The organism is Streptomyces sp. P1-3, from assembly GCF_050613155.1.
GTDB lineage: Bacteria > Actinomycetota > Actinomycetes > Streptomycetales > Streptomycetaceae > Streptomyces.
This window is the reverse complement of sequence record NZ_CP192512.1, coordinates 6,062,431-6,083,052: the sequence shown is the minus strand read 5'-3', so window position 1 is coordinate 6,083,052 and position 20,622 is coordinate 6,062,431. Positions and strand designations below refer to the sequence as shown.

The following is a 20,622-nucleotide window of genomic DNA, read 5'->3' as shown; positions in this document are numbered from 1 at the left end:
GTTCGTAGACTTCCCGGCATGCGTAATGAGCCCTCGGTCGAGGTCGTCGGCCTGGTCAAGCGGTACGGGGCGAAGACCGCGGTGGACGGGCTCGACCTGTCCGTCGCGCACGGCTCCGTGACCGCCGTGCTCGGCCCCAACGGGGCCGGCAAGACCACCACCATCGAGACCTGCGAGGGCTACCGCCGACCGGACGCGGGCACCGTGCGCGTCCTCGGCCTCGACCCGGTCGCCGACGCCGCCGCCCTCCGTCCGCGCATCGGGGTGATGCTCCAGTCCGGAGGGGTCTACTCCGGCGCGCGCGCGGAAGAGATGCTGCGGCACACCGCCACGCTGCACGCCCACCCCTTGGACGTCGGCCTGCTCGTCGAGCGCCTGGGGCTCGGCTCCTGCGGCCGCACGACCTACCGGCGGCTCTCGGGCGGCCAGCAGCAGCGGCTCGCACTGGCCATGGCCGTCGTCGGCCGCCCCGAGCTGGTCTTCCTCGACGAGCCGACGGCCGGCCTCGACCCGCAGGCCCGCCGCGCCACCTGGGACCTGGTACGGGACCTGCGCGACGACGGCGTCACCGTCGTGCTCACCACCCACCACATGGACGAGGCCGAGCAGCTCGCCGACGACGTCGCCATCATCGACGGCGGCCGGGTGATCGCGCAGGGCAGCCCGGAGGAGCTGTGCCGCGGCGGCGCCGAGAACACCCTGCGGTTCACCGGCCGCCCCGCCCTCGACCTCGCCTCCCTCCTCAAGGCGCTGCCCGACGACACCGCGGCCGCCGAGCTGACCCCCGGCTCGTACCGCGTCACCGGAAGAGTCGACCCGCAACTACTGGCCACCGTCGCCTCCTGGTGCGCACAGAACGGCGTCATGCCCGACCGGATCTCGGTCGAACGGCACACTCTGGAGGACGTCTTCCTGGAGCTGACCGGCAAGGAGCTGCGATCGTGAACGAGCGAAGCGAGCGAACCACAGAGCGCTCCACCGCCACCGGCACCTTCTCCCCGAAGCCCGGCGCGGCACCGCTGCCCCGGATGATCCGGGCCCAGGCGGCGCTGGAGACCCGCATGCTGCTGCGCAACGGCGAGCAGCTGCTGCTGACCGTCGTGATCCCGGCGCTCGTGCTCGTCCTGTTCAGCACCGTCGACGTCATCGACACCGGCGACGGCGAGGCGGTCGACTTCCTCGCGCCCGGCGTGCTCGCGCTGGCCGTGCTCTCCACCGCCTTCACCGGGCAGGCCATCGCGACCGGTTTCGAGCGGCGGTACGGCGTCCTCAAGCGGCTCGGCGCCTCGCCGCTGCCGCGCTGGGCGCTGATGACCGCGAAGACCTGCTCGGTCCTGGTCACCGAGGTCCTACAGGTCGCGCTGCTGATCGCCATCGCGTTCGGGCTCGGCTGGTCGCCGCACGGCGATCCGGTGTCCGTGGCACTGCTGCTGGCCCTGGGGACGGCGGCGTTCTCCGGACTCGGACTGCTGATGGCGGGCACGCTCAAGGCGGAGGCGACCCTGGCCGCCGCCAACCTGGTCTTCCTGCTGCTCCTGGTCGGCGGCGGGGTCATGGTGCCGCTGGAGAAGTTCCCGGACGCCGCGCAGAGCGTGCTCCAGCTGCTGCCCATCGCGGCGCTGTCGGACGGTCTGCGGGACGTGCTGCGGGACGGAGCCGGGACGCCGTGGGCGGACCTGGGGATCCTCGCGGCGTGGGCGGTCCTGGGGCTGGGTGCGGCGGCGCGGTTCTTCCGCTGGGAGTGACCGCGGGGAGTCGAGTGACCGCAGGGGATCGAGTGACCGTGGGGGATCTCCCGGGACCCTCGTGAAAAGCTGCACAAGCTCCGGCCTACGATGGTGCCCGTGCCGAATTCGCTGAATCCCCTCGAGCTGATCGCCCGCCGCTGGCAGCCCTCCGCGCGCTTCGTGCGGCAGGCCGCGCTCGCCTCCGTGGTGATGGCCGTCGTCATCGTCGTGACGGGCGGCGCGGTGCGGCTGACCCAGTCCGGGCTCGGCTGCGAGACCTGGCCGAAGTGCACCGACGACAGTCTGACGCCCACCTCCGAGATGGGCGTCTACGGTGTCATCGAGTTCGGCAACCGCATGCTGACGTACGTCCTGTGCGCCGTCGTCGGCCTGGTGATCGTCGCCGCCCGCGCCCGTACGCCCGTTCGTACCAGCCTCACCCGGCTCGGCTGGGTGCAGTTCTGGATCGTCATGGGCAACGCCGTCGTCGGCGGTGTCACCGTGCTCACCGGGCTCAACCCGTACATCGTCAGTTCGCACTTCCTGCTCTCCACGACCCTGCTGTCGGTGGCCGTGGTGACCTGGCAGCGCACCCGGGAGGGCGATGCCCCGGCCCGGGACCTGGTCTCCCGTCCCCTCCGGCAGCTCACCGGGCTGCTGGTCGCCGCGACCGCCGCGCTGATCGTGATCGGCACCGTGGTGACCGGCACCGGGCCGCACGCGGGCGACGCCAAGAAGGTGGACCGCATCCCGCTGGACTGGCAGGAGATCACCCAGCTGCATGTGGACTTCGTCTACATCGTCGTGGGCCTGACCGTCGCGCTGTGGTTCGCACTGCGGGCCGTGGACGCGCCCGCGGCCGCCCGCCGCCCCGTGCAGGAGCTGTTCGGCGTGCTGCTCCTGCAGGGCGTGATCGGTTACGTCCAGTACTTCACGCACCTGCCGGAGATCGTCGTCGGCGCCCATATGCTCGGCTCCTGCCTGGTGTGGATCGCCGTGCTGCGGGTCTTCCTCGCCCAGCGCGAGCGCGCCGAGCTGCCGGCCGTACCCGGGCCGGGCGGCGAGCACGAGGCCGTTCAGCCGGTGGAGCCGGCCGCGGCGGTCGAGGCGTCCGCCTCCAGCCGGTAGACGCGGCGGGCCGTGCCGGCCGCGACCAGGCCGGCGATCCGCCGCGCTTCGGCCGGTGAGCACACCCCGTCGGCGATCCATTCGGCGGCCAGCCGGGACATCGCCCGTGCGAACAGCCGGGCGCCGGTCACGTAGAGCTCGGGCAGTGCCCGCGCCCCGGTGGAGAACAGCAGCTTCCCGAACGGCGCCCGGCCCAGGGTCTCCTCCGGGCGGGGTCCGACGTCGGCGTAGACGTGCGGGAAGGCGGCCGCGAGCTGGGCGCCGTGGCGGTGGTGCGGTTCGCGCGCCAGCAGCACCAGGTCGGTGCCGAGCCCCGCGGTGGCGCGCAGGAAGCCGGCCAGCGACCGCGGGTCGCCGCAGTGCAGCTGGACCGGCAGGCCGGTCGCCACCGCGCTCCACAACAGGTGGCGGAGCAGGTGCGGGTCGGTCGGCCGGGCGCCGGTGGGTCGGCTGTTCAGCCAGCTTCCCGCCACCCGACGCACCTGGCGCGGGTCGGGCGGCGCGCCGTCGGCGAGGGTGACGCCGCAGGCGAAGGCGGTGGCGTGCTGGGCGGCGGCGTACAGCGCCTCGGCGGTGTTCCCCATGAAGGCGTCGACACCGCCGGAAGTGTCCGCGACCTGCCCCGCCAGCGGCTCCAGCCGGACGATCTCGTGGCCGCGGCCGTCCGCGGCGGCGGCCAGCTCGGCGGCCGAGGTCCGCTCGCCCGGTGCGCCGGAATCCAGCAGGAAGGTGTCGGCCTCCAGGAGGAAGGTGCCGATGCCCGCGCCGCGCAGCAGCAGGCGCCCGGCGCGGTACGCACCCAGTTCCCGGCGCCTGGCCAGATAGCGGACCGGCGGGCAGTAGGCCTCGAGGCCGAGCAGCGGCGGGCACCAGCGGCGCACCGCCAGCCCCGTCCAGCTGTCGAAGTAGGTGGTGCCCGAGGGCGCCGTCGTACCGCCCGCCCCGGCCGCCGCGGCGAGATGCGTCTCGAACGCCCCCAGCCCGAGCTCGGTGTGCAGCGCTCCGTGGCTGTGCTGGTCGACGAGCGGCGGCAGGGGCGTCCTGGCGTCGGTGCCGCCGCTCATCCGCGTCTCCCTGCCCGTCCGGCCCCCGCAGGGTCTAACGGGCCGGACGCCGTCAGGTGTCGGCCGTCGGCTCAGCCGTTGCCGGGCCCGCCGATCTGGATCCCGGCCATGCGGGTCCATTCGTACGGGCCGGTGCGGACCTTGGCGGCGAGTTCGCCGTCGAAGTCGTCCTGGAGGGTGAGCCCGGCGAGCTCGGCGGCGCGCTGGGCGATCTCGTACGAGGGAGCGACCAGGTTGCCCCACTCGCCGTTGGCGCCGACCAGGGCGATCCGGGTACTGCCCCGCGCGATGTGCGCGAGCTGGCCTTCAGCGCTTCCGCCGTGGCTCTTGGCGAAGGCCGCGATCTGGTCGGCGAGGCGCTTGGCGCGCTTCTCGGCGCGCTTGTCCATGTCGGGCTGCTGGACGCCGTCCGCCTGCTTCGTGTCTGCCATAGACACGATGCTACCCGCCGGTAATCAAGGGAGGAAGGGCCGACCGGTCAGCGGAGGAAGGGGTCCACCGCGACCGCGACGAAGAGCAGCGACACATAGGTGATGGACCAGTGGAACAGCCTCATCTCCTTGAGCTTCGGGCCCGTCACCCCGGCCTTGGCGCGCGCCTGGAGCGCATGCGCCTCCTTGAGCCAGAAGGCGCCGAGCACCGCCGCGACCGCCGGGTAGAACCAGCCGGTGTAGCCCAGCGGCCACAGCAGCAGCGAGATGCCCACCATCACCCAGCTGTACGCGACGATCTGCCGGGCCACGGCCTTGTTGCCCGCGACGACCGGGAGCATGGGCACGCCCACGCGCTCGTAGTCGTCCTTCACCTTCATGGACAGCGGCCAGTAGTGCGGAGGCGTCCAGAAGAAGATGACGAGGAACAGCACCAGCGCGGCCCAGGAGACCGAGTTGGTCACCGACGACCAGCCGATGAAGACCGGCATGCATCCGGCGATGCCGCCCCAGACGATGTTCTGCGCGGTCCGCCGCTTGAGCCACATCGTGTAGACCACGACGTAGAACAGCAGTGCGCCGAGCGACAGCATCGCCGAGAGCGGGTTGACCAGCGTCCAGAACCAGACGGTGGACACGACGGCCAGCGCGTAGGCGAAGACCAGGCACTCACGCGGGGTGACCATGCCGGTGACCAGCGGGCGCTGCGACGTCCGGTCCATCAGCGCGTCGATGTCGCGGTCGAGGTACATGTTGAACGCGCCCGCGCCACCGGCGGAGAGGTAGCCGCCGACGCAGGTGGCCAGCACGAGCCACAGGTCGGGGACGCCCTCGGCCGCCAGGAACATCACCGGGACCGTCGTCATGAGCAGCAGCTCGATGACGCGGGGCTTGGTCAGCGCCACGAACGCCTTGACACGGGCCCCGAACGGCCGGTGGCTGGGGCTCGGACTCGCAGCGAGCACCCCCGCAGGACGGGATTCGACGGCCGTCACGCACACCCCTGGTGGAAGCAGCAGAACCAGCAAGCTCCGGACATGAACGTCCGATAAAGACTTGCGCGTACCACGCCACTCTAGACGTAGCGGGTACCCGGCCCATCGCGGGGGTGGGTCGTGTTGGCAGCCGTTCCGGGAGGCGAAGCCGGACGCCGCCCGGCACGCTGGGAATGTCCGGCGGGCCGCTCAATGGAATGACGCGGCGCTCACGCTCCGCTCATAGGAATGGCGTGCCGCTCAATGGAATAGCCGCATGTCCGGCATTCGGAGCTCGAAAAAATGACCGTGATTCCAGGGGTAGGCTCAAAGCGCCCGGTGTGCACATCGTCACCGGCATTGGACATGTGGAGAGGAGCCCTGACCCAGGGTGAGCACCAAGCCGACCACCACAGACCTCGAGTGGACCGAACTGGACCAGCGGGCCGTCGATACCGCCCGCGTCCTGGCCATGGACTCCGTACAGAAGGTCGGTAACGGCCACCCTGGCACGGCCATGAGTCTCGCGCCCGCCGCGTACCTGCTCTTCCAGAAGCTGATGCGGCACGACCCGTCGGACGCGCAGTGGGCCGGCCGCGACCGGTTCGTCCTGTCCCCCGGCCACACCAGCCTGACGCTGTACGTCCAGCTGTTCCTGTCGGGCTACGGCCTGGAGCTGGACGACCTCAAGGCCTTCCGCACCTGGGGCAGCCTGACCCCCGGCCACCCCGAGCACGGGCACACCATCGGTGTCGAGACGACCACCGGACCGCTGGGCCAGGGCATCGCCAACGCCGTGGGCATGGCGATGGCCGCACGCTACGAGCGCGGCCTGTTCGACCCGGAGGCACCCGAGGGCGCCTCCCCGTTCGACCACACCATCTGGACGATCGTCTCCGACGGCGACCTGGAGGAGGGCATCTCCGCCGAGGCGTCCTCGCTGGCCGGCCACCAGAAGCTGGGCAACATCGTCGCGCTGTACGACGACAACCACATCTCGATCGAGGGCGACACCGCCACGGCGCTGTCCGAGGACGTCCTCAAGCGGTACGAGGCGTACGGCTGGCACGTCCAGCGCATCGAGCAGGGCGCCAACGGCGACTTCGACATCCACGCGCTGTACGCGGCGCTCAAGGCCGCGCAGGAGGAGACCGAGCGCCCCTCGATCATCGCGGCGCGCACGATCATCGCCTGGCCCGCGCCGAACGCGCAGAACACCGAGGCCTCGCACGGCTCGGCGCTCGGCGCCGAGGAGGTCGCGGCCACCAAGCGGGTGCTGGGCTTCGACCCCGAGCAGGACTTCCCGGTCGAGGACGCGGTGCTGACCCACGCCCGCGCGGTGGTCGACCGCGGCCGCGAGGCGCGTGCCACCTGGGAGAAGCAGCTCCAGGAGTGGCGGGACAACAACCCGCGGCGCGCCGCCGAGTTCGACCGGATCAGCGCGGGCGAGCTGCCCGAGGGCTGGGAGGGGGCGCTGCCGGTCTTCGAGGCGGGCAAGGACGTCGCGACCCGTAAGGCGTCCGGCAAGGTCCTGCAGGCGCTGGGCGGGGTGCTCCCCGAGCTGTGGGGCGGCTCCGCCGACCTGGCCGGCTCGAACAACACCACCATCGACCCGTCGTCGTCCTTCCTGCCGAAGGACAACCCGCTGCCGGAGGCCGACCCGTACGGCCGCACGATCCACTTCGGCATCCGCGAGCACGCCATGGGTTCGACCATGAACGGCATCGCGCTGCACGGCAACACCCGGGTCTACGGCGGCACGTTCCTGGTCTTCTCCGACTACATGCGCCCGGCCGTGCGACTGGCCGCGCTGATGAAGCTGCCGGTCACCTACGTGTGGACGCACGACTCCATCGGCCTGGGCGAGGACGGTCCGACGCACCAGCCGGTCGAGCACCTCGCCGCGCTGCGCGCCATTCCGGGCCTGAACATGGTCCGCCCGGCCGACGCCAACGAGACGGCGATCGCCTGGCGTGAGATCGTCCGCCGCCACGGCGAGCAGCCGGCCCCGCACGGCATCGCGCTGACCCGCCAGAACGTGCCGACGTACGAGTACAACGAGGGCGCCGCGAAGGGTGGCTACGTCCTCTTCGAGGCCGAGGGCGGCAAGCCGCAGGTCATCCTGATCGGCACCGGCTCCGAGGTGCAGCTCGCCGTCGAGGCGCGCGAGCAGCTCCAGGCCGCGGGCGTGCCGACCCGGGTCGTGTCGATGCCGTCCGTCGAGTGGTTCGAGGAGCAGGACCAGGAGTACCGCGACAGCGTGCTGCCGCCGTCGGTCAGGGCGCGGGTCGCCGTCGAGGCCGGCATCGGCCTGACCTGGTACCGCTACGTGGGCGAGGCCGGCCGCATCGTGTCGCTGGAGCACTTCGGCGCGAGCGCCGACTACAAGGTGCTGTTCCGCGAGTTCGGGCTGACCGCCGACGCGGTGGCGCAGGCCGCCCGGGAATCTCTCGCCGCCGCAGAGCGCTGACTCTCGCATAAGAACAAGTAGGAGTTGCAGATTTCATGACCGACGCACTCAAGCGCCTCTCCGAAGAAGGCGTCGCGATCTGGCTCGACGACCTCTCGCGCAAGCGGATCACCTCCGGCAACCTGGCCGAACTGATCGACCAGCAGCACGTCGTCGGCGTCACCACCAACCCGTCGATCTTCCAGAAGGCGATCTCCGGCGGTGACGGCTACGAGCAGCAGCTCGCCGATCTCGCGGTGCGCAAGGTCACCGTCGACGAGGCCGTCCGCATGATCACCACGGCGGACGTCCGGGACGCCGCCGACATCCTGCGCCCGGTGTTCGACGCCACCGGCGGCCAGGACGGCCGGGTCTCCATCGAGGTCGACCCGCGGCTGGCGCACAACACCGCCGCGACGATCGCCGAGGCCAAGCAGCTGGCCTGGCTGGTGGACCGGCCGAACACCCTGATCAAGATCCCGGCCACCAAGGCGGGCCTCCCGGCGATCACCGAGGTGATCGGGCTGGGCATCAGCGTCAACGTCACGCTGATCTTCTCGCTGGAGCGGTACCGCGAGGTCATGGACGCCTACCTGGCCGGCCTGGAGAAGGCCAAGGCCGCGGGCCTGGACCTGACCAAGATCCGTTCCGTGGCGTCCTTCTTCGTGTCCCGCGTGGACACCGAGATCGACAAGCGCCTGGAGAAGATCGACGGCGAGGAGGCGAAGGCGCTGCGCGGCAAGGCCGCCCTGGCCAACGCCCGGCTCGCCTACCAGGCGTACGAAGAGGTGTTCTCCGGCGACCGCTGGGCCGCGCTGGACAAGGCGGGCGCCCACAAGCAGCGTCCGCTGTGGGCCTCGACCGGTGTCAAGGACCCGGCCTACAAGGACACGCTGTACGTGGACGACCTGGTCGCCCCGGGCACGGTGAACACCATGCCGGAGGCCACGCTCCAGGCCACGGACGACCACGGCCAGATCACCGGAGACACCGTGCGCGGCACGTACGAGCAGGCCAAGGCCGACCTCGACGCGCTGGCGAAGCTCGGCGTCTCCTACGACGACGTCGTACAGCTGCTGGAGGACGAGGGCGTCGAGAAGTTCGAGGCGTCCTGGAACGACCTGCTGGAGTCCACCGAGGCGGAGCTCAAGCGCCTCGCTCCTTCGGAGGCATGAAATTGTCTTCTTTCGTCAACGGGGCGAACCCGCTCCGTGACGCCCAGGACCGTCGGCTCCCGCGCATCGCGGGGCCGTCGGGCCTGGTGATCTTCGGCGTCACGGGCGATTTGTCACGTAAGAAGCTGATGCCGGCCGTTTACGACCTGGCCAATCGCGGCCTGCTGCCGCCGGGCTTCTCGCTCGTCGGCTTCGCCCGCCGCGACTGGGAGCAGGAGGACTTCGCCCAGGTCGTCCACGACGCGGTGAAGGAACACGCCAGGACGCCGTTCCGCGAGGAGGTCTGGCAGCAACTCGCCGAGGGCTTCCGCTTCGTACCCGGCGAGTTCTCCGACGACGAGGCCTTCGAGACCCTGAAGGCGACGATCGAGGATCTCGACAAGGCGCGCGGCACCGGCGGCAACTTCGCCTTCTATCTCTCCGTTCCGCCGAAGTTCTTCCCCACGGTCGTGCAGCAGCTGAAGAAGCACGGCCTGTCGGACGGGCTCGGCGACTCCTGGCGGCGCGCGGTCATCGAGAAGCCGTTCGGCCACGACCTGGCCAGCGCGCAAGAGCTCAACCAGGTCGTCCACCAGGTATTCCCGCCCAGCGACGTGTTCCGTATCGACCACTACCTGGGCAAGGAGACGGTCCAGAACATCCTGGCGCTGCGCTTCGCCAACACGATGTTCGAGCCGCTGTGGAACCGGTCCTACGTCGACCATGTGCAGATCACCATGGCGGAGGACATCGGCATCGGCGGCCGCGCGGGCTACTACGACGGCATCGGCGCCGCTCGCGACGTCATCCAGAACCACCTGCTCCAGCTGCTCGCCCTGACCGCGATGGAGGAGCCCTCCTCCTTCGACGCCAAGGCACTGGTCACCGAGAAGCTGAAGGTCCTCAAGGCCGTCAAGCTGCCGCGGGAGCTGGGCAAGCACACCGTGCGCGGGCAGTACGCCCACGGCTGGCAGGGCGGCGAGGAGGTCCTCGGCTACCTGGAGGAAGAGGGCATCGACCCGAAGTCGAAGACCGACACCTACGCCGCCATCAAGCTGGAGATCGACAACCGCCGCTGGGCGGGTGTCCCCTTCTACCTGCGGACGGGCAAGCGGCTCGGCCGCCGGGTCACCGAGATCGCGGTGGTCTTCCAGCGCGCCCCGCACTCCCCCTTCGACACCACCGACACCCAGGAACTGGGGCAGAACGCCCTGGTCATCCGGGTGCAGCCGGACGAGGGCATCACCATCAGGTTCGGCTCCAAGGTGCCCGGCACCTCGATGGAGATCCGGGACGTGACGATGGACTTCGCGTACGGCGAGTCCTTCACAGAATCCAGCCCCGAGGCGTACGAGCGGCTGCTGCTGGACGTCCTGCTGGGCGACGCGAACCTCTTCCCGCGCCACCAGGAGGTGGAGGAGTCCTGGCGGATCCTCGACCCGATCGAGGAGTACTGGGACAAGCACGGCAAGCCCGAGCAGTACACCGCCGGGACCTGGGGGCCGAAGGCGGCGGACGAGATGCTCGCACGAGACGGACGGAGCTGGCGCCGGCCATGAACATCGATCTCACGGACACCACGTCCAGCCAGATCAACGCGGCTCTGGTGCGGGCACGCCGGGCGACCGGCACGCCTGCCGTCGGCATGGTGCTCACCCTCGTCATCGTCACGGACGAGGGCAACCACTACGACGCGCTGAAGGCCGCCAGCGAGGCGTCCAAGGAGCACCCGTCCCGCATCCTCGTCGTCATCAAGCGGCCCGGCCGCTCTCCGCGCGACCGCAAGATCGCCCGGCTGGACGCGGAGGTACGGGTCGGCGGGGAGACCGGGACCGGTGAGACGGTGCTGCTTCGGCTCCACGGCGAACTGGCCAACCACGACCACTCGGTCGTCCTGCCACTGCTGCTGCCGGACGCCCCGGTGGTCGTGTGGTGGCCGGAGGACGCACCCGACAACCCCAGCGAGGATCTGCTCGGGCAGCTCGCGGCGCGCCGGATCACCGACGCGCAGGCCACCGAGGACCCGGTGGCGACGCTGGGGCTGCGCGCCCAGGCGTACACCCCGGGCGACACCGATCTGGCCTGGACCCGGATCACCCCCTGGCGCAGTGTGCTGGCGGCCGCGCTGGACCAGAAGCACTCGGCCATCAAGTCCGCGGTCGTCGAGGGTGAGGCGTACAACCCGAGCAGCGAGCTGCTCGCGCTGTGGCTCGCCGAGCGGCTGAGGGTGCCGGTCGAGCGCCAGGTCTCGCAGGGCCCGGGGCTGACCGCTGTGCGGCTGCAGACGGCCGACGGCACGATCTGCCTGGACCGGGCGGACGGTTCGCTGGCCGAGCTGGCGATGCCGGGGCAGCCCGACCGCCACGTCGCGCTGCACCGGCGCGACACGTCCGAGCTGATCGCGGAGGAGCTGCGCCGGCTGGACCCGGACGAGACGTACGCGTCCGCGGTGAAGTTCGGGGTCGCCAAGCTCGCCAGGAGCCAGGACACGGCGTCGGCCGAGGGGACCCGGTCCGGGGCCGCCATATCCGAAACCGCTGCGTCCGAGGCCGGCGCTCCCGGGAGCGCTCCTTCTGGGGGCGGCACTGCCGGGGCTGCCAAGAAGACGACGGCCAAGAAGGCGGCGAAGTGACCACCCCTCAGATCGTGGTGCACCGGGACAAGGAGCTGATGGTCCAGGCCGCGGCGGCCCGGCTGATCACGAAGATCGTGGACGCCCAGGCCGCACGGGGCTCCTCCTCCGTGGTCCTCACCGGCGGGCGCAACGGCAACGGCCTGCTGGCCGCGCTCGCCGCGGCGCCCGCGCGGGACGCCGTGGACTGGTCGCGGCTGGACGTGTGGTGGGGGGACGAGCGGTATCTGCCGGACGGCCACCCGGATCGGAACGTGACCCAGGCCAGGGAGGCGCTGCTGGACTCGGTGCCGCTCGACCCGGCCCGCGTGCACCCGATGCCCGCGTCCAACGGCCCCTTCGGCAGCGACGCGGAGGCCGCCGCCGAGGCGTACGCCGCCGAGCTGGCGGCCGCGGCGGGACCTGAGAACCGCTCTCTGGTGCCGTCCTTCGACGTCCTGCTGCTGGGGGTCGGGCCTGACGCCCATGTGGCCTCGCTCTTCCCCGAGCTGCCCGCGGTGCGGGAGACGGAGCGGACCGTGGTCGGGGTGCGGGGCGCGCCGAAGCCACCGCCGAACCGGATCTCGCTCACGCTGCCCGCGATCCGCGGGGCCCGTGAGGTGTGGCTGCTGGCGGCGGGCGAGGACAAGGCCAAGGCGGTGACCATCGCGCTGTCGGGGGCCGGGGAGATCCAGGCCCCGGCGGCGGGGGCGTACGGCCGCGGCAGGACGCTGTGGCTGCTGGACGCGGCCGCCGCCGCGGGGCTGCCCCGGAGCCTGTACCCCCCGGCGTCGCCCTGAGGCCCGCAGGATCCTTTGACACCAACAGGATCCCTTGACACGAAGACGCCCGGCCGGACTCCCCGGCCGGGCGTCTTCGTGTCCTCGGGTGCGGTCGAGACGAACGGACGGCGGGGCGTACGCACGGCGGGGCGTACGCTGAAATATCGGACCTGTTCGGTCAGAGGAGGCGCCATGGCTGCCGTCGACGAGATCTCTCCGGATGTCTACCGCGTCAATGTGATGACCGACCCGGACCTGGATTTCACCACCAGCTTCTTCCTCATCCGCGACGAGGCCCCCACGCTGGTCGAGACCGGATTCCGCCGCGCCTTCGACGAGACGTACAGGGCCGTCTCCGAGCTGATCGACCCGGCGACCCTGCGCTATCTGGTGGTGCCGCACTTCGAGGGTGACGAGTCCGGCGCGCTCAACGGCTTTCTGAGCCGGGCGCCGCACTCGGTCGCCGTATGCAGTCCGATCGGCATGGCCGTCAACGCCGACCTGGCGGACCGCGACCCCATGGTCGTGGACGGGGACAGCGAGCTGGACCTGGGTGCCCACCGGCTGCGCTTCCTGATCACCCCGTACGTGCACACGTGGGAGTCGATGCTCCCGTACGACCCGACCACCGGGACGGTCTTCTGCTCGGACGTCTTCATCGGGCCGGACGGCGGACACGCCATCACGGAGGCCGATCAGACGGACCACATGATCCAGATGTACAAGAGCGTGGGCATCTTCCCGTCACGTGCCCATCTGGACCACGCCCTGGACAAGATCGAGGCCGTACACCCGCGGACCCTCGCCTGCCACCACGGCAGTGTCAAGGCCGGCCGGATCGGCACCTATCTGCAAGCGCTGCGCGAGCATGACGTCACCGGGGTCACGGAGTGGAACCCGATGCTCGAACCTACGGACCGGCCGCGGTAGCCGCAGCCACCACGGCCGGCCCCGGGCATCAGCGGCCGCGCATCTCGCGGTACGTGGCGACCAGTCCGGCGGTGGACGCGTCCAGGCCCGGCACCTCCGCACCGTCGGTCAGCGCCGGCTCCACCCGTTTGGCCAGCACCTTGCCGAGCTCCACGCCCCACTGGTCGAAGGAGTCGATGTTCCAGATGGCGCCCTGGACGAACACCTTGTGCTCGTACAGCGCGACCAGCTGGCCCAGCACCGACGGGGTGAGTTCCTTGGCCAGGAGCGTGGTCGTCGGGTGGTTGCCGCGGAACGTCTTGTGCGGCACCAGTTCGGCGGGCACGCCTTCGGCGGCGACTTCGTCGGCGGTCTTGCCGAACGCCAGCGCCTGCCCCTGCGCGAAGAGATTGGCCATCAGCAGGTCGTGCTGTTCGGCCAGCCCCGGGAGGAGGTCCGGCACCGGGTTCGCGAAGCCGATCAGATCCGCCGGGATGACCTTGGTGCCCTGGTGGAGCAGCTGGTAGTAGGCGTGCTGGCCGTTGGTCCCGGGCGTGCCCCAGACCACCGGGCCGGTCTGCCAGGCCACCGGGTTCCCCTGCCGGTCCACCGACTTGCCGTTGGACTCCATGTCCAGCTGCTGAAGGTAGGCGGTGAATTTCGAGAGGTAGTGGCTGTACGGCAGGACCGCATGCGACTGCGCGTCGTGGAAGTTGTTGTACCAGACACCCAGCAGACCGAGCAGCAGCGGTGCGTTCTCCTCCGGGGGAGCGCACCGGAAGTGCTCATCCACCTCGTGGAAGCCCGCCAGCATCTCCCGGAAGTGGTCGGGGCCGATGGCGATCATCAGTGAGAGACCGATCGCCGAGTCGTACGAGTAGCGGCCGCCGACCCAGTCCCAGAACTCGAACATGTTCGCCGTGTCGATGCCGAACTCCGCGACCTTCTCGGCGTTCGTCGACAGGGCCACGAAGTGCTTGGCGACGGCCTCGGGGCCCGCCCGCAGCCCGGTCAGCAGCCAATTGCGAGCCGACGTGGCGTTGGTGACGGTCTCGATGGTGGTGAACGTCTTCGAGGCGACGATGAACAGCGTCTCGGCCGGATCGAGGTCGCGCACCGCCTCGTGCAGATCCGCACCGTCCACGTTGGACACGAAACGGAAGTCCATGTCACGCGCGGTGTAGGCGCGCAGCACCTCGTACGCCATCGCCGGGCCGAGGTCGGAGCCGCCGATCCCGATGTTCACGACGGTCTTGATGCGCTTGCCGGTGTGGCCGGTCCACTGGCCCGAGCGGACGCGGTCGGCGAAGGTCGCCATCTTGGTGAGGACGGCGTGCACGTCCGGCACCACGTCCTTGCCACCGGTCTTGATAACGGCCGACCGCGGTGCCCGCAGCGCGGTGTGCAGCACCGCGCGGTCCTCGGTGGTGTTGATCCGCTCGCCGCGGAACATCGCCTCCCGCAGCTCCGCCACCCCAGCGGCCGCGGCCAGCTCACGCAGCAGCCGCAGCGTCTCGTCCGTCACCAGGTGCTTGGAGTAGTCCAGATGGAGGTCACCGACCCGGAGGGTGAACCGGCTCGCGCGGTCGGGGTCGTCGGCGAACAGCTCACGCAGATGGGTCTCGCCGAGCTCCTGACGGTGCTTGGCCAGCGCGTGCCACTCAGGCATCTGGTCCAGCCTGCCGCGGCCTTCCTTGTTCATCTCGGACATCAGCCCACTTCTTCTCGTGCCTGCACCCCGCCGCCACCAACCTTAAGGCCGTCAGGTGGCCGGTCGCTTCCCGGGAGCCCCGCCCGCCACGCGCCTCAGGCCGGGGACCATCGCCAGCACGCCGATCAGCATGGCCACCGCGGAGAGGAGCGCCGGGGCGCCGCCTCCCCAGGCCGCGGCGGCGACCCCGCCGAGCACGGCACCCAGCGGTGCGCCACCGATCGACGCCGTGCGGAACGCCGCGCTCACCCGGCCGAGGGCCTCCGCGGGGCTGCGCTCCTGCATCATCGTCACCTCCGTGACATTCCAGATCATTCCGGCGCAGCCGAAGACCCCGAGGGCGGCGACGGCGACGGGCAGGCTGCGCACCGTCCCGAGTGCGATCAGCGCCCCGACCTGCGCGGTGCCGCACAGGGCCAGCGCGCGGACCTGGCCCAGCCGTTCCACGAAGCGCGGAGCCAACAGCCCTCCGAGGACGCTGCCTATGCCGTAGACGGTGATGACGGCCGCGTAGCCGGCTTCGCCCGCGCCCAGCCAGCCGGTGACCATCAGGACGAGAGTGGCGATGAGGGCGCCTATGCCGATGTTGCACAGCGCCGTGGAGACGCACAGGGCCCGCAGCGTCCTGTCCCGCCACAGAGTTCGCAGGCCGTCGGCGATGTCGCGTCGTATCGTGCGGCCCGGGGCACGGGGGTCGCGTGCCGGCGGGTCCGCCCGCAGCGACGCGACGAGCACGGCGGCGACACCGTACGTGGCGGCGTCGGCCGCGTAGGGCATGGCCACCCCGAGCCCGAGCAGCACCGGGACCAACGGCGCTCCGACGAACCGGCCCGCGATCTCCTGGCCGGTCATCAGCCGGGCGTTGGCGCGGCCCAGCGACTCGCGCGGCACCACGGACGGCAGCAGCGCCGTGGCGGCGTTGTCGAACAGCGTCTGGAGCGTGGTCAGGGCGAAGGCCAGCACGATCAGCCAGGCGATCGTGGCCTGGCCCAGCCACACCATGGCGGCGAAACCGGCCATCAGCACGGCGCGCGCCGCGTCCACCGCCCACATCGCCCGCCGCTGGTCCACCCGGTCCGCGAGCGCCCCACCTAGCAGTCCGAACAGCAGCCAGGGCAGGAAACCGCACGCGGTCACCAGCGACACCAGCAGCGCCGAGTCGGTCAGTGACACCGCGAGCAGCGGCAGCGCGGCGCCCCGCAGCGCGTCACCGAACCGCGACACCACGGCGGCGGACCACAGCCGCCCGAAGCCTCCCCCTGGTCCCGACGCGGCGACCCCGAGCCAGGCGCGCGCGCCGGCCCGCCGCTCCCCCGCACCCTGCTCGCCCGACTCCAGCTCGGTCATGCCGCCCCCCGTCCACGTCTCGCGGGCTCACCCTCCCCACACGGTAGGACCCGGCACTGACAACGGCCTGTCCGGGCACCCTCGACGGGTGCCCGGACAGGCCGTTCTACCGCTGTGCCGGATCGGATTCCGCTAGATCTCGCCCCGGAGCTTGGCGAGGGCCTCAGCGAGGATGGCCTCGCCGTCGGCGTCGCTCCGCCGCTCCCGTACATACGCCAGATGCGTCTTGTACGGCTCGGTGCGCGGCGCGGCCGGCGGGTTGTCCCGGTCTTTGCCGGCCGGGAGGCCGCAGCGGGGGCAGTCCCAAGTGTCCGGGATCTGCGCGTCGCTGGCGAAGCTCGGCTGAGTCTCGTGCTCGTTCGCGCACCAGAAGGAGATGCGCAGACGCGGCGCGGACTCGCCTCGCTCGGCCTCTCCCATCGGCCCCGCTCCGACCCGACTCCCTCGGATCGCGTTGCCACTTGCCACGGTCGTAACTCCCTGCGTGATGGTGCCGCGAAGCGTCGATATGAGCTCCGCTGCGGGCGCCCCAGTCTACGTAAGGCCCAACGCGCGTCCAGTGGCAGGAGTTACACCGCCCGCCCCCGAGGACGCCAGCCCCATGATAGGCCGGACAGACGACGGTACGTCAGCTGCCGAGTTTCAGTCGAGCTTCATGAGCAGGCCGAGGGCCACGATGCAGACGAACCAGAGCATGCCCACGACGACGGTGATCCGGTCGAGGTTGCGCTCGGCGACCGAAGAACCACCCACGGAGGACTGCATGCCGCCGCCGAACATGTCGGACAGGCCGCCGCCCTTCCCCTTGTGCATGAGCACCAGCATCATCAACAGAACGCTGAAGATGATGAGGGCGATCGAGAACCCCATGACCACGGCTGGACCAACTCTCTCGGGTGCAGAAACTGACGAAAACCCAGACAAAAGCGAACAATAGCGTCGGGGCCGGGGGGCGCGTCCACGCCGGTCCCGGCCCCGACAGCGTACGACGGTGAGTGCCCGTCGTCATAGCTGCTGCTCGTCGCGGTGTCCGCGGACCTTTACTGGTCCCGGAAGCGGACGATCTTGACGAACTCGTCGGCGTCCAGTGCCGCGCCGCCGACCAGCGCGCCGTCCACGTCCGGCTGCGCCATGATCGCCGCGACGTTCCCGGCCTTCACCGAGCCGCCGTACTGGATGCGGACCTTGTCGGCCAGCTCCTGGTCGTACAGCTCGGCCAGCCGGCCGCGGATCGCCCCGCAGACCTCCTGCGCGTCCTCGGGCGTGGCGACCTCGCCGGTGCCGATGGCCCACACCGGCTCGTACGCGATCACGATGGTCTCGGCCTGCTCGGCCGGGATGTCCTTCAGACCGCCGTCGACCTGCGCGAGGGTGTGCGCGACCTGGTTGCCGGCCTTGCGGACCTCCAGGCCCTCGCCGACGCACAGGATCGGGGTGAGGCCGTACCGGTACGCGGCCTTCACCTTGGCGTTGCACAGCTCGTCGGTCTCGGCGTGGTACTGCCGCCGCTCGGAGTGCCCGATGGCGACGTAGGCGCACTTCAGCTTGGCGAGCATCGAGCCGGAGACCTCGCCGGTGTACGCCCCGGACTCGTGCGCCGAGAGGTCCTGGGCACCGTACTTGATCTTCAGCTTGTCGCCCTCGACCAGCGTCTGCACCGAGCGCAGGTCGGTGAAGGGCGGCAGGACCGCGACCTCGACGGCCTCGTAGTCCTTGTCGGCGAGCGCGAAGGCGAGCTTCTGGACGTGCGCGATGGCCTCAAGGTGGTTGAGGTTCATCTTCCAGTTGCCCGCCATCAGCGGGATACGGTCACTCACTGTGTTCAGTCCTCCAGTGCGGCGAGGCCGGGGAGGGTCTTGCCCTCAAGGTATTCGAGGCTGGCCCCGCCACCGGTCGAAATGTGGCCGAAAGCGGTCTCGTCGAAGCCGAGCGTGCGGACGGCCGCGGCCGAGTCGCCACCACCGACGACGGTGAAGGCGTCGGTGTCGAGGAGCGCCTGGGCGATGGCAGACGTGCCACCGGCGTAGTCCGGGTGCTCGAAGACACCGAGCGGACCGTTCCAGAAGACGGTCGCGGCGTCGGCGAGCTTAGACGCGTACAGCTCACGGGTCTTCGGGCCGATGTCCAGGCCCTCCTTGTCGGAGGGGATCCGGTCGGCGTCGACGGTGACGAAGTCCGCGGGGGCCTTCGTCTTCAGGTCCGGGAAGTCGGCCGAGGCCAGGATGTCGACCGGCAGGACCAGCTCGACGCCGTCCCTCTCGGCCCGCTCCATGTACTCGGTGACGGCCGGGATCTGGTCCTCCTGAAGGAGGGAGATGCCGACCTCGTAGCCCTTGGCCTTGAGGAAGGTGTACGCCATGCCGCCGCCGATCAGCAGGCGGTCGGCCTTGCCGAGCAGCTCGTCGATGACGGCGAGCTTGTCGGAGACCTTGGCACCGCCGAGCACGACCACGTACGGGCGCTTGACGTCCTCGGTGAGCTTCTTCAGGACGCCGACCTCGGTGGCGATCAGGTCGCCCGCGGCGTGCGGCAGCCGGGCCGGGAGGTCGTAGACCGAGGCGTGCTTGCGGTGCACGGCGCCGAAGCCGTCGCCGACGTACGCGTCCGCGAGCGCGGCGAGCTGGTCGGCGAAGGCGGCCCGCTCCGCGTCGTCCTTGCTGGTCTCGCCGGCGTTGAAGCGGAGGTTCTCCAGCAGCGTGACCTCGCCGTCGCCTAGAGCGGCGACGGTGGCCTTCGCGCTGTCCCCCACGGTGTCGGCCGCGAAGGCGACCGGCTTGCCGAGGATCTCACCGAGCCGCTTGGCGACCGGTGCGAGCGAGAACTGCGGGTCCGGGGCACCCTTGGGACGGCCCAGGTGAGAGGCGACGATCACCTTGGCGCCGGCCTCGGCCAGCCTGGCGATCGTCGGCGCGACGGCCCGGATCCGGCCGTCGTCGGTAATGGTGTCGCCGTCGAGCGGGACGTTGAGGTCGGCGCGGACGAAGACCCGCTTCCCGGCCACCTCAAGGTCGTCGATCGTCTTCATGGTGTGGACTCCTATGTGGCTACCACGAACAACGGGGCCCGTGCTGCGCATGTGCGCGCTGCGCGAGCCCCGTTGCTCACATCGAATTGCCGCTCAGTGCCGGATCGGGCTCAGAGCTGGCCGCCGACGAAGGTGGTCAGGTCCACCAGGCGGTTGGAGTAGCCCCACTCGTTGTCGTACCAGCCGACGACCTTGACCTGCTTGCCCTGGGCCATCGTCAGCGAGGCGTCGAAGGTGCAGGACGCCGGCCAGTTGACGATGTCGGACGAGACGATGGCGTCCTCGGTGTACTCGAGGATGCCCTTCAGCTGCCCCTCGGCGGCCTTCTGGAAGGCGGTGTTGATCTCTTCCTTGGTGACCTCGCGGTCGAGCTCGAGGACCAGGTCGGTGACCGAGCCGGTGGGGACCGGGACGCGCATGGCGATGCCGTCCAGCTTGCCCTTGAGCTGCGGCAGGACCAGGGCGGTGGCCTTGGCGGCACCGGTGGAGGTCGGGATGATGTTCTGCGCTGCGGCACGGGCCCGGCGCAGGTCGCTGTGCGGGAAGTCCAGGATGCGCTGGTCGTTGGTGTACGCGTGGACGGTCGTCATCAGGCCCTTGGCGATGCCGAAGCTCTCGTCGAGAACCTTGGCCATCGGCGCCACGCAGTTGGTGGTGCAGGAGGCGTTGGAGATGACGTGGTGGTTGGCCGCGTCGTACTTGTCCTGGTTGACGCCCATCACGATCGTGATGTCCTCGCCCTTGGCGGGCGCGGAGATCAGGACCTTCTTGGCGCCGGCGGCCAGGTGCTTGGCCGCGTCCTCGCGCTTGGTGAAGATGCCGGTGGACTCGACGACGATGTCGGCGCCCAGCTCGGCCCACGGAAGGTTCGCCGGGTCACGCTCGGCGATGGTCTTGAAGGTCTGGTTGCCGACGGTGATGGTGTCGTCGGTGTGGCTGACCTCGTGCTTCAGCCGACCCAGGATGGTGTCGTACTTCAGGAGGTGGACCAGGGTGGCGTTGTCGGTCAGGTCGTTGACACCGACGATCTCGATGTCCGCGCCCTGCTCCAGGAGCGCGCGGAAGTAGTTGCGGCCGATGCGGCCGAAGCCGTTGATGCCTACGCGGATCGTCACGAACCGATCTCCTCGTTGGTGTGCCGGCCAGGACGCCGGCGAGCGTATGGGTTGTCCCCGACCGCCTCCGACCCTACCGCCTGTACGGGACCTACGTGACATTGGCCGCGGCGGCCCGCGACCACCATCGAGTGGTTCGGGCCGCCGCCTCGATCATCCTGTCGCCGCGCGAAAAATCATCGGGTCGTCATATAG

At 70.5% G+C, this 20,622-nt stretch carries 19 protein-coding genes; 9 read left to right on the top strand and 10 right to left on the bottom strand.

Translation table 11 applies throughout. The features are described 5' to 3' along the window. Positions 1 to 18 precede the first annotated feature (18 nt). The 3 genes from ACQUSR_RS25960 to ACQUSR_RS25950 all read left to right on the top strand — a co-directional run bounded on the left by ACQUSR_RS25960 (position 19) and on the right by ACQUSR_RS25950 (position 2,855). Positions 19 to 945 (top strand): ABC transporter ATP-binding protein, encoded by a 927-nt coding sequence (locus ACQUSR_RS25960; protein ID WP_431045028.1) that lies wholly within the window; start codon positions 19 to 21, stop codon positions 943 to 945. An 83-nt stretch (positions 946 to 1,028) separates the two neighbouring features. Next, entirely contained in the window at positions 1,029 to 1,745 is a 717-nt protein-coding gene (locus ACQUSR_RS25955) for an ABC transporter permease (protein WP_431047845.1), read from the top strand. Positions 1,746 to 1,844: 99 nt separating this feature from the next. Next, positions 1,845 to 2,855: a COX15/CtaA family protein gene (locus tag ACQUSR_RS25950; RefSeq protein ID WP_431045027.1), complete on the top strand. Its 1,011-nt coding sequence runs from the start codon at positions 1,845 to 1,847 to the stop codon at positions 2,853 to 2,855. Here ACQUSR_RS25950 and ACQUSR_RS25945 read toward each other — a convergent pair. The 3 genes from ACQUSR_RS25945 to ACQUSR_RS25935 form a co-directional block, all read right to left on the bottom strand. After that, positions 2,804 to 3,919: an amidohydrolase gene (locus ACQUSR_RS25945; protein ID WP_431045026.1), complete on the bottom strand. Its 1,116-nt coding sequence runs from the start codon at positions 3,917 to 3,919 to the stop codon at positions 2,804 to 2,806. The genes ACQUSR_RS25950 and ACQUSR_RS25945 overlap by 52 nt on opposite strands. 71 nt (positions 3,920 to 3,990) lie before the next feature. Next, positions 3,991 to 4,350, bottom strand: coding sequence for a hypothetical protein (locus ACQUSR_RS25940; RefSeq protein ID WP_431045025.1), 360 nt, complete (start codon positions 4,348 to 4,350; stop codon positions 3,991 to 3,993). Positions 4,351 to 4,397: 47 nt separating this feature from the next. Beyond that, positions 4,398 to 5,345 carry a heme o synthase gene (locus tag ACQUSR_RS25935; protein WP_431045024.1) on the bottom strand — a complete coding sequence of 316 codons (948 nt, stop codon included), beginning with the start codon at positions 5,343 to 5,345 and terminating at the stop codon, positions 4,398 to 4,400. A gap of 370 nt (positions 5,346 to 5,715) precedes the next feature. Here ACQUSR_RS25935 and tkt point away from each other — a divergent pair, with 370 nt between their 5' ends. The 6 genes from tkt to ACQUSR_RS25905 all read left to right on the top strand — a co-directional run bounded on the left by tkt (position 5,716) and on the right by ACQUSR_RS25905 (position 13,250). Beyond that, on the top strand, positions 5,716 to 7,794 hold the full coding sequence (gene tkt / locus ACQUSR_RS25930; protein ID WP_431045023.1) for a transketolase: 2,079 nt from the start codon (positions 5,716 to 5,718) through the stop codon (positions 7,792 to 7,794). 35 nt (positions 7,795 to 7,829) lie between these two features. After that, the gene (gene tal, locus ACQUSR_RS25925; protein ID WP_431045022.1) at positions 7,830 to 8,948 is read left to right on the top strand and encodes a transaldolase; all 1,119 of its coding nucleotides are present in this window, start codon (positions 7,830 to 7,832) and stop codon (positions 8,946 to 8,948) included. Next, on the top strand, positions 8,945 to 10,486 hold the full coding sequence (gene zwf, locus ACQUSR_RS25920) for a glucose-6-phosphate dehydrogenase (protein ID WP_431045021.1): 1,542 nt from the start codon (positions 8,945 to 8,947) through the stop codon (positions 10,484 to 10,486). The genes tal and zwf overlap by 4 nt, the downstream gene beginning before the upstream one ends. Continuing rightward, the gene (gene opcA, locus ACQUSR_RS25915) at positions 10,483 to 11,559 is read left to right on the top strand and encodes a glucose-6-phosphate dehydrogenase assembly protein OpcA (RefSeq protein WP_431045020.1); all 1,077 of its coding nucleotides are present in this window, start codon (positions 10,483 to 10,485) and stop codon (positions 11,557 to 11,559) included. Before zwf ends, opcA begins: the two co-directional genes overlap by 4 nt. After that, complete coding sequence (gene pgl, locus ACQUSR_RS25910) at positions 11,556 to 12,338, top strand: 6-phosphogluconolactonase (protein ID WP_431045019.1); 783 nt, start codon at positions 11,556 to 11,558, stop codon at positions 12,336 to 12,338. The genes opcA and pgl overlap by 4 nt, the downstream gene beginning before the upstream one ends. A gap of 174 nt (positions 12,339 to 12,512) precedes the next feature. Beyond that, positions 12,513 to 13,250 (top strand): hypothetical protein, encoded by a 738-nt coding sequence (locus ACQUSR_RS25905; RefSeq protein ID WP_431045018.1) that lies wholly within the window; start codon positions 12,513 to 12,515, stop codon positions 13,248 to 13,250. Positions 13,251 to 13,278: 28 nt separating this feature from the next. On the opposite strand, the gene pgi is transcribed toward ACQUSR_RS25905, so the two are convergent. From pgi to gap, 7 genes are all read right to left on the bottom strand, one after another. Then, positions 13,279 to 14,931: a glucose-6-phosphate isomerase gene (pgi, locus tag ACQUSR_RS25900; protein ID WP_431047843.1), complete on the bottom strand. Its 1,653-nt coding sequence runs from the start codon at positions 14,929 to 14,931 to the stop codon at positions 13,279 to 13,281. A gap of 60 nt (positions 14,932 to 14,991) precedes the next feature. Continuing rightward, positions 14,992 to 16,287 carry an MFS transporter gene (locus ACQUSR_RS25895; protein ID WP_431045017.1) on the bottom strand — a complete coding sequence of 432 codons (1,296 nt, stop codon included), beginning with the start codon at positions 16,285 to 16,287 and terminating at the stop codon, positions 14,992 to 14,994. Between the two features lie 132 nt (positions 16,288 to 16,419). Continuing rightward, positions 16,420 to 16,755 (bottom strand): RNA polymerase-binding protein RbpA, encoded by a 336-nt coding sequence (locus ACQUSR_RS25890; protein WP_431045016.1) that lies wholly within the window; start codon positions 16,753 to 16,755, stop codon positions 16,420 to 16,422. A gap of 174 nt (positions 16,756 to 16,929) precedes the next feature. Further along, positions 16,930 to 17,157: a preprotein translocase subunit SecG gene (gene secG, locus ACQUSR_RS25885; RefSeq protein WP_431045015.1), complete on the bottom strand. Its 228-nt coding sequence runs from the start codon at positions 17,155 to 17,157 to the stop codon at positions 16,930 to 16,932. Positions 17,158 to 17,327: 170 nt separating this feature from the next. Further along, positions 17,328 to 18,104 carry a triose-phosphate isomerase gene (gene tpiA / locus ACQUSR_RS25880; RefSeq protein WP_431045014.1) on the bottom strand — a complete coding sequence of 259 codons (777 nt, stop codon included), beginning with the start codon at positions 18,102 to 18,104 and terminating at the stop codon, positions 17,328 to 17,330. A 5-nt stretch (positions 18,105 to 18,109) separates the two neighbouring features. After that, the gene (locus ACQUSR_RS25875) at positions 18,110 to 19,312 is read right to left on the bottom strand and encodes a phosphoglycerate kinase (protein ID WP_431045013.1); all 1,203 of its coding nucleotides are present in this window, start codon (positions 19,310 to 19,312) and stop codon (positions 18,110 to 18,112) included. Between the two features lie 110 nt (positions 19,313 to 19,422). Beyond that, on the bottom strand, positions 19,423 to 20,427 hold the full coding sequence (gap, locus tag ACQUSR_RS25870; RefSeq protein WP_431045012.1) for a type I glyceraldehyde-3-phosphate dehydrogenase: 1,005 nt from the start codon (positions 20,425 to 20,427) through the stop codon (positions 19,423 to 19,425). Between the last annotated feature and the right edge of the window lie 195 nt (positions 20,428 to 20,622).